This window comes from Paenibacillus sp. LjRoot153 (genome assembly GCF_964253085.1).
Taxonomy (GTDB): domain Bacteria; phylum Bacillota; class Bacilli; order Paenibacillales; family NBRC-103111; genus Paenibacillus_E.
This window is the reverse complement of the sequence record NZ_CAXUQH020000001.1, coordinates 439,212-452,427: the sequence shown is the minus strand read 5'-3', so window position 1 is coordinate 452,427 and position 13,216 is coordinate 439,212. Positions and strand designations below refer to the sequence as shown.

Annotated in this window: 17 protein-coding genes; 5 read left to right on the top strand and 12 right to left on the bottom strand. The window is 46.2% G+C overall.

What is annotated here, in order from left to right:
- Positions 1–28: 28 nt before the first annotated feature.
- On the bottom strand, positions 29–1,474 hold the full coding sequence (locus tag ACSQ8P_RS02130) for a flotillin family protein (RefSeq protein ID WP_436233693.1): 1,446 nt from the start codon (positions 1,472–1,474) through the stop codon (positions 29–31).
- A gap of 51 nt (positions 1,475–1,525) precedes the next feature.
- Positions 1,526–2,071, bottom strand: a complete 546-nt coding sequence (locus tag ACSQ8P_RS02125; protein ID WP_436233692.1) for a hypothetical protein — start codon at positions 2,069–2,071, stop codon at positions 1,526–1,528.
- A 283-nt stretch (positions 2,072–2,354) separates the two neighbouring features.
- Between ACSQ8P_RS02125 and ACSQ8P_RS02120 the strand changes: the two genes are divergently transcribed.
- The 4 genes from ACSQ8P_RS02120 to ACSQ8P_RS02105 all read left to right on the top strand — a co-directional run bounded on the left by ACSQ8P_RS02120 (position 2,355) and on the right by ACSQ8P_RS02105 (position 5,050).
- Positions 2,355–3,869 (top strand): copper amine oxidase N-terminal domain-containing protein, encoded by a 1,515-nt coding sequence (locus ACSQ8P_RS02120; RefSeq protein WP_436233691.1) that lies wholly within the window; start codon positions 2,355–2,357, stop codon positions 3,867–3,869.
- Positions 3,870–3,998: 129 nt separating this feature from the next.
- The gene (locus ACSQ8P_RS02115; protein ID WP_436233690.1) at positions 3,999–4,337 is read left to right on the top strand and encodes a hypothetical protein; all 339 of its coding nucleotides are present in this window, start codon (positions 3,999–4,001) and stop codon (positions 4,335–4,337) included.
- A 247-nt stretch (positions 4,338–4,584) separates the two neighbouring features.
- Positions 4,585–4,785 (top strand): cold-shock protein, encoded by a 201-nt coding sequence (locus ACSQ8P_RS02110; protein ID WP_028555458.1) that lies wholly within the window; start codon positions 4,585–4,587, stop codon positions 4,783–4,785.
- Between the two features lie 64 nt (positions 4,786–4,849).
- Positions 4,850–5,050, top strand: coding sequence for a cold-shock protein (locus ACSQ8P_RS02105; RefSeq protein WP_081787428.1), 201 nt, complete (start codon positions 4,850–4,852; stop codon positions 5,048–5,050).
- An 85-nt stretch (positions 5,051–5,135) separates the two neighbouring features.
- On the opposite strand, the gene ACSQ8P_RS02100 is transcribed toward ACSQ8P_RS02105, so the two are convergent.
- From ACSQ8P_RS02100 to ACSQ8P_RS02065, 8 genes are all read right to left on the bottom strand, one after another.
- Entirely contained in the window at positions 5,136–5,528 is a 393-nt protein-coding gene (locus tag ACSQ8P_RS02100; RefSeq protein WP_436233689.1) for a general stress protein, read from the bottom strand.
- Between the two features lie 76 nt (positions 5,529–5,604).
- A complete protein-coding gene (locus ACSQ8P_RS02095) occupies positions 5,605–5,769 on the bottom strand; it encodes a DUF1328 domain-containing protein (protein ID WP_436233688.1) in 165 nt (54 codons plus the stop codon).
- A 160-nt stretch (positions 5,770–5,929) separates the two neighbouring features.
- Positions 5,930–6,796 (bottom strand): CheR family methyltransferase, encoded by an 867-nt coding sequence (locus tag ACSQ8P_RS02090; protein ID WP_436233687.1) that lies wholly within the window; start codon positions 6,794–6,796, stop codon positions 5,930–5,932.
- A complete protein-coding gene (locus ACSQ8P_RS02085) occupies positions 6,793–9,573 on the bottom strand; it encodes a CHASE3 domain-containing protein (protein ID WP_436233686.1) in 2,781 nt (926 codons plus the stop codon). The genes ACSQ8P_RS02090 and ACSQ8P_RS02085 overlap by 4 nt, the downstream gene beginning before the upstream one ends.
- Positions 9,574–9,667: 94 nt before the next feature.
- The gene (locus ACSQ8P_RS02080; protein WP_436233685.1) at positions 9,668–10,444 is read right to left on the bottom strand and encodes a sigma-70 family RNA polymerase sigma factor; all 777 of its coding nucleotides are present in this window, start codon (positions 10,442–10,444) and stop codon (positions 9,668–9,670) included.
- A complete protein-coding gene (gene rsbW, locus ACSQ8P_RS02075) occupies positions 10,441–10,887 on the bottom strand; it encodes an anti-sigma B factor RsbW (protein WP_436233684.1) in 447 nt (148 codons plus the stop codon). Before rsbW (ACSQ8P_RS02075) ends, ACSQ8P_RS02080 begins: the two co-directional genes overlap by 4 nt.
- A complete protein-coding gene (locus ACSQ8P_RS02070) occupies positions 10,884–11,255 on the bottom strand; it encodes an STAS domain-containing protein (protein WP_436233683.1) in 372 nt (123 codons plus the stop codon). Before ACSQ8P_RS02070 ends, rsbW (ACSQ8P_RS02075) begins: the two co-directional genes overlap by 4 nt.
- 14 nt (positions 11,256–11,269) lie before the next feature.
- Positions 11,270–11,731: a DUF948 domain-containing protein gene (locus tag ACSQ8P_RS02065; RefSeq protein ID WP_436233682.1), complete on the bottom strand. Its 462-nt coding sequence runs from the start codon at positions 11,729–11,731 to the stop codon at positions 11,270–11,272.
- Positions 11,732–11,896: 165 nt separating this feature from the next.
- Here ACSQ8P_RS02065 and ACSQ8P_RS02060 point away from each other — a divergent pair, with 165 nt between their 5' ends.
- Positions 11,897–12,364 carry a Dps family protein gene (locus tag ACSQ8P_RS02060; protein WP_436233681.1) on the top strand — a complete coding sequence of 156 codons (468 nt, stop codon included), beginning with the start codon at positions 11,897–11,899 and terminating at the stop codon, positions 12,362–12,364.
- A gap of 29 nt (positions 12,365–12,393) precedes the next feature.
- On the opposite strand, the gene rsbW (ACSQ8P_RS02055) is transcribed toward ACSQ8P_RS02060, so the two are convergent.
- Positions 12,394–12,837 (bottom strand): anti-sigma B factor RsbW, encoded by a 444-nt coding sequence (gene rsbW, locus ACSQ8P_RS02055; RefSeq protein ID WP_436233680.1) that lies wholly within the window; start codon positions 12,835–12,837, stop codon positions 12,394–12,396.
- Positions 12,834–13,166: an STAS domain-containing protein gene (locus ACSQ8P_RS02050; protein WP_436233679.1), complete on the bottom strand. Its 333-nt coding sequence runs from the start codon at positions 13,164–13,166 to the stop codon at positions 12,834–12,836. Before ACSQ8P_RS02050 ends, rsbW (ACSQ8P_RS02055) begins: the two co-directional genes overlap by 4 nt.
- Between the last annotated feature and the right edge of the window lie 50 nt (positions 13,167–13,216).

Below are 13,216 nucleotides of genomic sequence, written 5' to 3'. Positions count from 1 at the left end.
GGGCCTTACCTTATCCGCGGCCCCCTCCCTATCCTTCCCGCTTCAACGTCGGGTCGGCATCCGTACCTAGGAACGCGCGCGCCAAGTCGGTTACGCTTTTGCCTGTGAGCGTCTGGGTGATTTCCGGTACCTGCGCGATCATTTTGGCAATATCACCGGTGATGCGATTCACGCCTGACGTCGAGCCGTCCTGCGAGATCACGGTGATCTTATCCACGTTGCTTAGCGGTGCTGCAATTTTCTCCGCCAGCTCCGGCAGGATGCGGAGGATTTCCACCGTCACAGCCGCCTGCGTGTACTGCTTGTAGGCCTCGGCTTTCTTCTCCAGCGCCTCCGCTTCCGCAAGCCCCGCTAGGCGCACGACCTCAGCGTTCGCCTTCCCTATGGCGAGTTCCGCTTCCGCCGTGGCTTCGCCGCGCTTTCTCGTCGACTCCGCTTCCGCCTCGGCCTCAAGGATTTGCCGTTGCTTGCTCACCTCGGCGCGCATAATGGCCGCCAGCCTCTCCGCTTCGGCTGGTTTAATAACAGAAGCCTCGAGCTCCTTCTGCTTCAGCTCGACCTCGATCTGGCGAACGGTTTTGTTCGCCTCCGCTTCCATCTGACGGATCCGTACCTGCTCCGTCACAAGTTGCTGCTGAATTTGCTTTTGCTTCAATTCATAGGCCAAATCAGCTTCCGCTTGACGACTCGTCGTCTCCTGCTTGAACTCGGCTTCCTTCATGCTGAGCTCCTTGCGGTACTGGGCTTCCTTCGCCGATGCCGCACTCTCCGCTTCAATCGTCAATTGATGGGCTTCCGCCTTGCGAATGGCCGACTCCTTCTCCGTATCTGCCTGCCTAATTTGAATATCCCGCTCGACTTCCGCCTTGGCAATACTCGCGCTTTTGCGAATCCGCTCCACCTCAGGTACACCCAAGTTCTCGATGTAGCCCTGATCGTCCGCTACCCGCTTCAGCACGAAGGAAATGAGGTTGAGTCCCATTTTATCCAAATCCTCTGAACACGTTTCCCTCATCTTACTGTTGAGCTCATCGGGGTTCTTGAGGATCGATTCTACCGTCAATTGCCCGACCAATCCCCGCAAATGCCCTTCTACTGAGTGCAAAATCATCGCTTCCCGCTCCGCCATCGAATGATCGAGGAACTGCTCGGAAGCGGTTGCGATCGCGACGGGATCGCTTTGGATTTTGATCTGAGCGACAGCTTCAATTTTGAGACGAATACCTTGCAGAGAGAACATCGGCTGGTCCGGCTTCACGTCAAAGCTCGTAAGCATCATTGAGATGGTTTTGTAGCTCTGAAAACCGGGGATAACGAATGTCCCACCGCCTTGTACGACTCTTTTGCCACCTAAACCAAACACGATCATCGCTTCATTCGGCGGCACCTTTTTATACGCTTTTACAATCGAAGCTAGTAAGATAAAAACAACAACCACAATGGCAACTACCATAATAAGTACTGAATACATCATTCCTGCCCTACCTCCCTGTCATTCCTCACTATTGGTTGAAGCAAGAACCTGTCATTCAAATTCACTAAATTCCGTCACCGTAGCAACACCTTTGCTCATGTTCAAAATAACAACCTTCGTCCCTTTCGCCAGGGACTCACCGTTCTCGGAACGAACGCTGATAGAGCGTGTGGTTCCTTGGAGCACATACACCATTTCACCCATGCCTTTTCCAATAATCGGAACTGTAAGCTTCCCCAACTGACCGCTGAGCTCAAAATCGCTCTCCCTCATACTGTCATCATGCTTATAAATAACCTTGGCGTACAAAAGAAAGAAGAGCCACGCCATCACAAGACCAGCCGCAATGGCAACTAGAAGAATCATTAAACCGCTTGTCATGCCAACCTTGCCCAAGATATACCCCATACCGCCGAATACGGTTAAACCCGCGAGCAATGAGGACAAATTGAACCACGATGGGCCGCTTTGCCCGTGCCCGTGTCCATGTGTAGCGCCTGCATCGCCATGCAGCTCGAAGCTGTCCACACCGAAGAGTGTGATGAGCAACGTAAGTACGAGACCTACAAAAAAACAAACAATAAACATCGTCATCATCGGCTTTACCTCCCACATAAATTTAGACGAAATTGGGAATAAAAGGTTTCGATTCAACTCGATTTAGTTGTTTAGGCTAATTTAGTTTCCTTTGTTAGGACTATCCCAAAAATTATTCATTTCAAAGTAGGAATAGTTCGATGTTTTTGGATTATTGGAATTAGGGGATTCGAAATACCGATGCAATTACTTACATGCAAAACGCATCCTTCTCATATTACTTGCGTATAATCATTCGATGACTTATCGTTAATTCTATTAAAACAAAGGAGTAGATTATCCCATGCACACAAAAAAATGGACTTGGTTAATTTCGGCAGCGCTGGTAATCATGATGTTGACACTAACGGGTTGTCAATCAATACAAGGCATGGAACTGGCGAAAGCCGTTCAGAATGACGCGAATGTGAAGTCTTCCGAGTCAAAAGGTACTTTGCAGTTCGAGCTTGTCCCAGGAGATACGTCAAAGCTATCCGCGGGTGAAAAAGCGGCACTTGCAGCCTTGCAGAATGTGAAGGTTGAGCTCGCGGTAAAAACGCAGGATAGCCAACATCTATCTGCCGACGGTAAGATTATTTACAGTAAAGGTACCATTCCTTTCACTGTCACCATGGAAGGAACGAAAATCAATCTAAGCATTGAAGGTGCGAAACAGCCGATTGTTATTGATCTTTTAAGCGGGGCTGATATTTCTTTCTTAAGTTTCCTACCTAAGGCAATCCAAGAACAATTCGGTAATAAATTACTTGAGATCAAATCAGCACTCATCGAACTTATTTTAGCGAACACCTCTGATCCTGCTAATCTAGCGATTACTTCGGTAACAGATAAAGTCAATGATGAATCGCTCTCATTGCGCAAAGCCCATGTAGAGCTTAGCGGCACTGAATTAGCTTCCCTTCTGCAACAGCTGTTAGCTAACGTTCTTGCCGACGAAGCTGGCCTCAAAAAAGTGCTTAGCCAGTTGTACGATGCGCTTGCTCCTGTGATCCAAGAACAAATCGCAGCTGGAGATAAAAGCATTACTTTGAGTCTTCTATCGAATAAAGATCTGACGCTTGGCTTTGTGTACTCCCCGATCCACGATTACCTAGCGGGATTGGCGGATTCAATTGATCCAACGAAAGATATGTTTAGTAGCAAGGCATCGCTTCAAGCAGATGTATACATCGATAGTGACAAGCAAATCCGTAAGCAGAACATCGCAATCCATATGCCAATTACAGAATCAAACAATGGCGCTTCCGCGATTAAGATTTCCTATGTGAGTGAATCTTGGAATTTGAATAAACCAGTTACGGCGAGCACAATTAATACGTCTGGCGCACTCCAACTTAAACCAGATGCTACGGCCATCTTCAAGGTGCTTGCTACACTCGATAAGCAGTCTACGCTATATAAAATGCTTAAAAATGATCTGCAAGTAACGAAAAAAGATATCAATATGGTTACCGATGGGTCGGGGGCTAAAGACGACGCACCTCAACCATTTATTAATGCAAATGGCACGACGATGGTACCGGTTCGCTTTGTTTCCGAGCAGCTAGGTGCTGAGGTAGGCTGGAATGGTGAGCTCAAACAAGTTACCATTACAGATTTTATCAATGGCAAAACACTCCTCTTGACGTTGAATAGCACAAACGCAACTGTAAATGGCGCAGCCGTTCCTGAACTGGAAAGTGCAGCTACACTGTCCGATAACTCAACTTTTGTTCCTATTCGCTTCATTGCTGAGCAGCTTGGCTGCGTAGTTTCGTTCAATAATGAGACGCGTGTCGTCACGATCCACCGTGATTAAGGGATAAATTGCTCCTAGGCGATCACCCTTTTCGTAAAGCTGAATAGTCTAGTAATGAACCTAGGCAGAAAGCCTGCTGCGAGTGCGCAGTTGTACGAGAAGGAGTGAACGTTTATCTATACAAACCCTATGCATCCGCAAGGGCCGCAAGGCCATCATGGGCACCAAGGACCTCATGTGGTGTACCAATCAGAGCCCAACTGGCAGCACATGATGAAGCACAAAAGAGACGCAGTCATGCATGCACTGCATCCGCTCATGGGCCGTAAGATTCGTGTAACGACAATTGATGGGCATACACATGAAGGTGTCCTCATTAACGCAGATGGTCATCACGTGTATCTGAATACGGATCCTCATCATGGGCACCATCAAGGTCATCACAGACCCATCTACACACCAGCACAATATAACCAAATTATGACACTCGTGCTCTATGAGCTTTTGGTTATCCTTCTGCTCGCCTAAAACAGAAAGCTCACTCCTCAAGGCCGTAGGCCAAGGGAGCGAGCTTTTTTAATTGATTATTGCTGAGCGGCAAGATCATATCGCTGCCTGAAAATAACTTTGATGTTTTTTCAGAAAAGTGGAATAAGCTTCCTGAATAATGGATATATTATCAAAGCTGCGTTAATAACTTACAAACTCTTCGGAACGAGTTGAATCCGCCGATGAGAATCGCAGGCACAAATTATTGTTGGAGGTTTATGAACACATGGAAACTGGTACAGTAAAATGGTTTAACGCAGAAAAAGGATTTGGGTTTATCGAAATGGAAGGCGGCAATGACGTATTCGTTCATTTCAGCGCCATTACAGGAGAAGGTTTTAAAAGCTTGGATGAAGGCCAACGTGTTCAATTCGAAGTTGTTCAAGGTAACCGCGGACCGCAAGCTGAAAATGTAGTCAAGCTGTAGTCCTTCATCACATATGCTTTAACTGCTTGCGCGTCAGAGTCAATTATGACAAGGAGGAGTTCGATTGTACTTTTCAAAAAAATCATTGGAACCAGTACCGGAGGAACAAACCAGCATCTGGACCTGCAGCACTGATCAGTGCTCTTGCTGGATGAGAGATAACTTTTCATTCGCGGATAGTCCCGCATGTCCGATTTGCAATTCATCCATGGTCAAGGATTTAAAGATGCTCCCAACCTTATCGAACACAAGCAGCAGGCGATGAATCCGGCACAAAAGCCCCTGTCTCCAATGGAGACAAGGGCTTTTGCTTGTTATAGGAAGTTATAGGACTAATACATAGTATCCTCTTATATGATAGTTCGCTGGAAAGCTTCTCCTTGGTACATCAACAAGGTATCTTCTTCGCTCATATGAGGCGTGGCTAATACGAGGATTTTCCCCCACTCCAGTTCAGTTATGAGTCTGTCCGCTTCCTCTTCTGGCACGCCGAGCGCCATAATCTTGGCTTTGAGCTCTTCACCACGTGATCGGAACAGATTGGCGATCGACGTGAACAATCCTTCTTCCGCCATCGAAATCTGCTCTGCACCCGTAAACTCCGCAACGTAATCTGTACCTTCAGCACTATGTGTCAGAACATAAATATGATCTTTTTTAAAGCCTTCGTTATGCAGCTGTTGTACCTTATTCTGCGTATCCTCAAGACTTGATGTCACACTTACTCTGGTATACGTACTCATGGTAATTCCTCCTCGTCAATGGGTTTTATTGGGTGTATCCGTGTTACTCGAGTTACATCCTTAAGTTACATGCTAGCTAGACGCGTTGACGTCTGCCGAAAATCAGAGATACTACGAACATAATAAGGAAGACGAAGAACAAAATTTTGGCGATACCTACTGCTGTTGAGACAATCCCAAAGAATCCAAAAACACCTGCAACTAGCGCAATTACGAGAAACATGATAGCCCATCCTAGCATACCCAACACCTCTCTCTTCCTTTTCGATAGTGTTCATCTTGCTATGCTATCTATTACCCACACCACCTAGGGTTGAAACAGGCCTTTAAACGAATCTGGTCAAAAAAAGAGGCGCCCCCGCCATATATATGGCTTTGGGGCACCTATCCAATAACGCCTGCTACGATTTCTTACGGTAGATACGCTCTTGTGGCACAAAATCATCGTAGTGCACACCTTCAGGCACGTGAAGAATATACTCTTTCTTCCCCAGACCCAAGTAACCTTGCGGGGTTAAGCTGCTGTAGAACAACCTGTGCACCTGCTGCTGCAGCTTCTGATCGAAGTAGATCATCACATTCCGGCAGAGGATGACGTGAAATTCGTTAAAAGAGCCGTCTGTCACCAGGTTATGTTGGGCAAACATCATATTTTCTTTCAGCTGGGGTTTAAAATAGGCAAACTGATGATCGGTCGTGTAATACTCCGAGAACGCTTTGGTGCCGCCAGATTCCAAATAATTCGTGGTATACAGCTGCATCTGCTTCAGCGGGAAAGCACCTCTTTGCGCGGACTCAATGGCGTGCTCATTCATGTCAGTAGCATAAATGCGCGTCTTCTCCGCCAAGCCCTCCTCTTGCATGAGGATGGCCATGGCATAGGCTTCTTCGCCTGTCGCGCAACCTGCGTGCCAGATGCGAATCTCCGGATAGTCCCGAAGCTCTGGCACAACTAGGCTCCGAAAAGCATGGAAGAAACTCGGATCTCGGAACATTTCCGTCACGCGAATCGACATGTCTCCCAGTAGTTTGTCTACGAACAGCGGCTCATGTAACACTTTTTCCAGGAGTGCTGAAATCGTTGGCAGCTTTTCCATTTTCATTCGATTCAGAATACGCCTGCGTAAAGAGGAGCGTATATAATGACGGAAATCAAATCCGTACATTTGAAATAAGCCCTCCAGAAGCAGATTGATCTCAATATTTTGCCTCTCATCGTCAGGCAGCTCTTCCACCTCATTCCAACCATCCTGAGGTTCACGTGTCAATGCTTCTTCACCTGCTTCGTGAGCCACACTCGCATCAGTGAGAAGAGTTGTTCCATCTGCAACGGCTTCGTAATATAGTCCGATGCTCCCGCTTCGAGACATTTCTCTTTCTCACTCTTCATCGCCTTCGCTGTCAATGCAATGATTGGCAAATGGCGTAATTCCAGTCCTGCCCGTATCTCCTTCATTGCGTCGTAGCCACCCATAATTGGCATCATAATATCCATTAATACCAAATCGTAATCTGGCTTCTCAGTTAATAGATCAATTGCTTCTCGGCCATTCTCGGCAACAACGACTGTTATGCCTTTTAATTCCAAGGCACTAACCAGAGCGAATACGTTACGGGCGTCATCATCGACAAGCAAAACCCTCTTCCCTTCGAACAACTGCGCATCCGCATGGATGGGCACATCTAGGGATGGACCGGCTTCGCTAAAGGAGCTCTTCCGATAGGAGGCTCCCCCCATATACGGAATCCCTTGCTCATTAGAAGCGGCGATCTGACCTTGTGCGTAGGTATCGTCATGACGGATCAGCTCTTCTTGGCCATTATTGGGAATATACAGGGTGAACGTAGAGCCTACCTGCAGCTCACTCTTAACAACGATCGTGCCCCCAAGCAAACGGGTAAACTCGCGGCAGATGGATAAACCAAGACCCGTTCCGCCATACTGACGATTCGTTGTACCATCCACTTGTTGGAAAGCTTCGAAAATAATGTGCTGCTTATCAATTGGAATCCCAATACCAGTATCCTTAATCGAGATCGCAAGAATCGTTTCCTCTGGATCTCGGTGGAGAAGTTCTTTAATACGTGCCGATTCAGCAAGCGCTATTCGCATGGAAACCGAGCCTTTTTCGGTAAATTTAAAAGCATTCGACAGCAAGTTCTTCAAAATTTGCTGCAGTCGTTGACCATCTGTTACGATGACGGACGGCACATTAGGCTCAAGAATAATATGGAAATCAAGCGCCTTCTTAGCGGCCACCGGTGCAAACATAAGCTCCATAGCCTGCGGTAGCTCCGTCACATTAACTTCATCCTGCATGATCTCTATTTTCCCAGCTTCGACCTTGGACAAATCTAGAATATCATCGATGAGCGACAGCAAATCATGACCCGCTGCATTCACTACACGCGAATACTCCACGACCTCGGACATTTGAATGTCTCCATTACTCTCCGCTAGCATTTGCGAAAGAATCATGATGCTATTCAGCGGTGTTCGCAATTCATGGGACATATTAGCCAAGAAGTCGGATTTGTACTGCGAACTTGTCTTTAACTTCAACGAATAGTCTTCGAGTTCGTCTTTGGCCTTCTCTAGCTCCATCGCTTTCTGTTCGGCAAAATGGTTCTGCTCCTCCAGAAACTCATTCGTCATCCGCAGCTGCTCCTGTTGCATCTGCAGCTCTTCCGACTGTGTCTGAAGCTCCTCTGATTGAGCTTGCAGCTCCTCTGTCAGCATTTGCGACTCTGAGAGGAGACGCTCCACTTCCATACGGCTGCGCACACTCGTAATCGCCGTCCCGAACTTCTCTTGCAGAGAATCAATTAAAGTCAGATGCTTCGACTCAAATTGATGAAGGGAGGCTAACTCAATAACAGCCTCTGTATTTCCATCGACAAGAATCGGTGCCACTAATAGGCTGCGAGGTGTCGAAACCCCGAGACCAGACGTTATTTTCACATGATTGTCGGGGAGGTTGTCCATGAGAAAGATCCGCTTGTCAATTGCACATTGTCCAATCAGGCCCTCACCTAATTGAAAGCTTGATACCGCTTGATATTGTCCAGAAGCAGCATAGCCTGCAATTTTCACATAAGAAGGCTGCCCTCCCTCGTTCTGCCTCAAGTAAATAACGCCATAACTTGCCTCCAGCATGGGAGCAAGCTTTTGTATAAAAGCCTCACTGAGAACAGTTATATCACGTATACCTTGATAGAGGGTGGACACCTCGGTAATACTGGATTGAATCCAGCTCGTTTTCTCCAAATTCGCCAATAACTCGTTCGTAGCTTCGGCCAGCACACGAATTTCATCATTCGTTCTCACTTCAATCCTTGAGGTAAGACTGCCCTCCATCGCGGTTATATCACGAATTTTTCGAGTAACTTGTTTAATTGTGTTCGTTATCGAATTTGATAAAATCAATGCCACAATAACAGCAATAATCGAAATAAGGCCTAAAATAGTAAAAAGAACAACTTTAAGATTATAGTTGCTTTTGGCGATTTGCTGAACTCTTTTGGATGTAAGCATCTTCTCCGTGATGAGGAAGGCATCAAATTGCGTCCGCAGCTGATCCGTCAATTTCTTGCCTACATTCTGCTTATAAAACTCATTGATTGCAGCTGTATTGTTTTCTTTTTTCATACGAATGACATTGTCCCCGCCAGTTTTCAACCAACTCTGAATCGTCTCTTCGATCCCTTCCAAGCTTTGCACTTGGGATGGGTTGTCACTGATAAGTTGATGAAGGTGATCATACGTCTCCTGCCAGTTGCGATTGCCTTCAATGTAAGGCTCAAGATACTGCTCCTCACCTGTAATCACATAGCCGCGCATGCCTGTTTCCATATCAAGCACATTTTTCAGTAAGCCGTGCAACTGGTCGTGCACATCCATATCATGCGAAGAAACATAACTAACTTCTTTCTGTAGATCGGTCACACGACTACTTACGACCAATAGCGCTAGACCAAGGCAAATAAGAATTAATACATAACTCATCATAATTTTCGGTTTAATCTTCAATTGGGAAGTAAACATGTGAGCGTGCCTCCTGGTACAGTTGGTAGCAAATGTAATGACATTATACTAACCTACTATACCACACTTACTGCCTCTAGCAGGTAGCTAGCCTCTATATGTTTGGGGTCAAGGCTGTTTTCAATTTCAGCATCGCCCTCTTCTGAATGCGAGATACACTCATCTGAGAGATGCCTAGCTGCTCAGCAATATGGCGTTGAGACTGTCCTTCTTGGTAAATCATACCAATAACTGTGCGTTCCTCTTCCTTCAAGCAATCCATGGCTTCCGCTAGATCCATACGCCGCTCTAAGACCTGATAATCATCGGAGGTACCTGCAATCATATCCCCAATTGTAGCCCCCCCATCCCCATCACTTGTGAGCGGGGTATCTAGGGATGTGTAATGATAATAATCACGACCAGCTAAGATCTCAATGGTTTCTTCTGAACTCAGCTCTAGATAAGCTGCAATTTCCTCGACATTCGGTGAGCGCTCCAGCTTAGCTGTCAGCTCGTCCAACGCACGCCCAATCTGCGCTCCCTTTTCCTTAATACGTCTGGGAACTTGTATGTACCATGATTTGTCGCGTAAATAATTTTTGAGATGACCTATGATGCTTTTCATCGCGTAGCCTTCAAAAGGCACTTCCATGGCATGGTCATACTGCGCAAATAACTTGAGCATGGACATCTGAGCGACTTGAAATAGGTCTTCATAAAGGTCAGGGCGGCTTCGAGACATTTTGCCTACTGCCATTCGAACAATCGGTTCATAGTGCAGGAGCAATGCGGTAGCTGCCTCTTGGCACCCGGTTTCCTTATAAATCTTCTTCTTTTCATAGATATCATATAAAGAGTCGGAGGAAGAGACAGTTCCCTTCGCATTCATACAATCTCCTCTTTTCTACACACCTGCTTGGTTAGAATGACCTCAGTTCCCTGGCCACCGCGCGCAAATACCTGCACATCATCCATTAAAGCTTGCATAAGAAAGAGACCTAGTCCCCCAACCGTAGCCTCATGAATGGATTTATGGTGCAGCGTTACTTCCTCGGGGTCCGTTTGAACATAATGAAAACTGCCCCCTTCATCCTTCACCGTTATTTTCATATAGCCCTCGCTAAGCTCAAATTGAATCTCTACTATGCCTGGCTCCCCCTCTGCATAAGCATGAAGAATAGCATTGTTGCAAGCTTCCGCGACAGCGACTTTCATATCTTCAATATCTTCAAAGGAAAAGCCAGCTTTAGTTGCAACGCCGTATAAAGTGAGTCGAACAATATCCAAATATTCTGCTTGTGCAGGTATGGTCAGACCGATGTATGGGCTCATATGATTTCTTCTTTCCTTTCAGCAACGCCTTGATTTTCTCTTAAACTGCCATTGTTATGCAAATAACTGGAAACGCCTGTAATATCGAATAACCGTCTAACTTTGGCCGGGATATGGTCGATCTGGAACGCTGCGTGCGTAGCAGCCCTGACTTTAATCGCGGAGACAATGAGCCCGATTCCCGTGCTATCTATATATTTTAACTCCTTCAAATCTAGGATAAGTGTTTCTTCCGCTTTCCAAACTACAGAGTCCAGTACACTAGCTAGTGAAGAGGCCGCTGAGAGATCAAGCTCCCCACTGAGATATATCCTATTTTCTTTCCCATCCGACTGTTTATAAAACATAAATTTACGTATGGCGTTCACGTGATGACCCCTCTCTATTTCATCGTACCGGCTTGCGGTGATGACTTCTTACTTTTCATTTTATCCCAAATTTCGAGCGTCATGGTCGCTCCTTGCAGAATAGTTCTCAGCTTTCCGCTAAACGGAGAAGCCTGCTTCGATGATGCACCCTTGGGTTGGACAGAAGCAAGAATGCTTGAGGCTGATTGTTTGACGGAAGAAGATAGCTCATGGATCACTTGACCTACATCCTGCACGGAGCTGAATAGATGATTAAGATTGGAAAGCTTCATTCGCATATCGATCGCAACCTCATTCGTATTGAGAATGACATCCTTCACATCGGAACTGATCTCCGTCACTTCATTTTTCATCTGCCCCATCGTTGACGTTATCTCATCAAGGGAATGCTTCAATGATTTTAAGGTTTGGATCAAATAAAAGACCAGAAATGCAAACGCAACTGCTACTAGGCTTACACTTATTTGAAGCATCATGGGAATCCCTCCTATTTGCCTTGTTATTACGTAGTTACCCAAGTTAGAGGAAGTTGAAACACATGAATCACAAATATGTTCATCTTAACTTAACTGTTTCACTTCGTCCCCGTAAGGGTACTTATCTTGTAGACACAACAAAACCAATTATGTGGAGGTATGATCATGGTTAATACGACTACTATAACGAAGGCTAGCCCGCTAACAGACATGCTCGATAAACAGGTCGCCAACTTCTCGGTACTCTATATGAAGCTGCATAATTATCATTGGTATGTGAAAGGTGAGCAGTTCTTCACCCTACATATCAAATTCGAGGAATTGTACACGGAAGCCACACTCCATTTGGATACGATTGCAGAAAGAATGCTTTCCCTGCGCGCGATCCCGACTGCCACCCTGAAAGAGCATCTACACTTGGCTTCAATTAACGAAGCTAAGAAGACTGAAAATGATGGCAATCTCATGGTGGAACAACTCGTTGATGATTTCACTTTGTTATGCTCAGAATTGACCGAGGGGATCCAACTGGCTGAAGACCAAAAGGATCAGCCTACAGCGGATATGCTTATTACCATCCGCTCCTCCTTGGAGAAACACAGCTGGATGCTAGCCGCCTATCTCGGCAAATAGAACAGCAAAGAAAAACCACGGTTTGGCGGTTATTCCGTCATTCCGTGGTTTTTGCTGTGAACATATTTAACTAAAGTAACCTCAGTGCCATCCGTTGTATCGATCAGGACTTCGTCCATTAACGCTTCCATCAGATAAATGCCCAGACCACCGGTGGTAAGCTCGCTCGGCGTCGTCCCCGTGAAAGGAGCCGTTTGTCGGCTTTCGTTAGACGCCTCGTAGCCTGTACCGTTATCCTTCACTTTCACCCGGAGTGCATCGTCACTAAGTTCATAGCTAATGTCGATGTGGCCGCTGCCATCTCCGGAATTCGCATGCAGAATGGCATTATTACAAGCTTCAGATACAGCTACCTTCATGTCTTCAATGTCTTCATACGAGAAGCCTAGTTTCGTTGCTACACCATACAAGCTAAGTCTCACGATCTCCAAATGCTCCGCTGCTGCTGGAATATGTAAGCGAATGACCCTCATACGCTGTCTTCGATCCCTTCATTCAGAAATCCGGTAATCCCCGTCAAATCAAACAGCTTCCTTACCCCTGGCGGAATATCATGAACGGCAAACGGCGCTTTGATTTCATCGCGAATTTTCAAGGTAGATACCACGATGCCAATCCCCGTACTATCGATATAGCTTAAATGCTTCAAATTGAGAATTAATTCTTTATCTTCCCGATGAACAACGGCCTCCAGTGCCTGGCGGAAGGCTTGTGCTGCTGCCAAATCAAGCTCCCCACGAATAATGAGCTGTATCGACTTCTCCGATTCTTCAAGATCCATTTGAAATCTTTCTGAGGACATAAGCCACACTCCCTAGTCATTATTGTCTAAATCCCATCAAGACCACTACT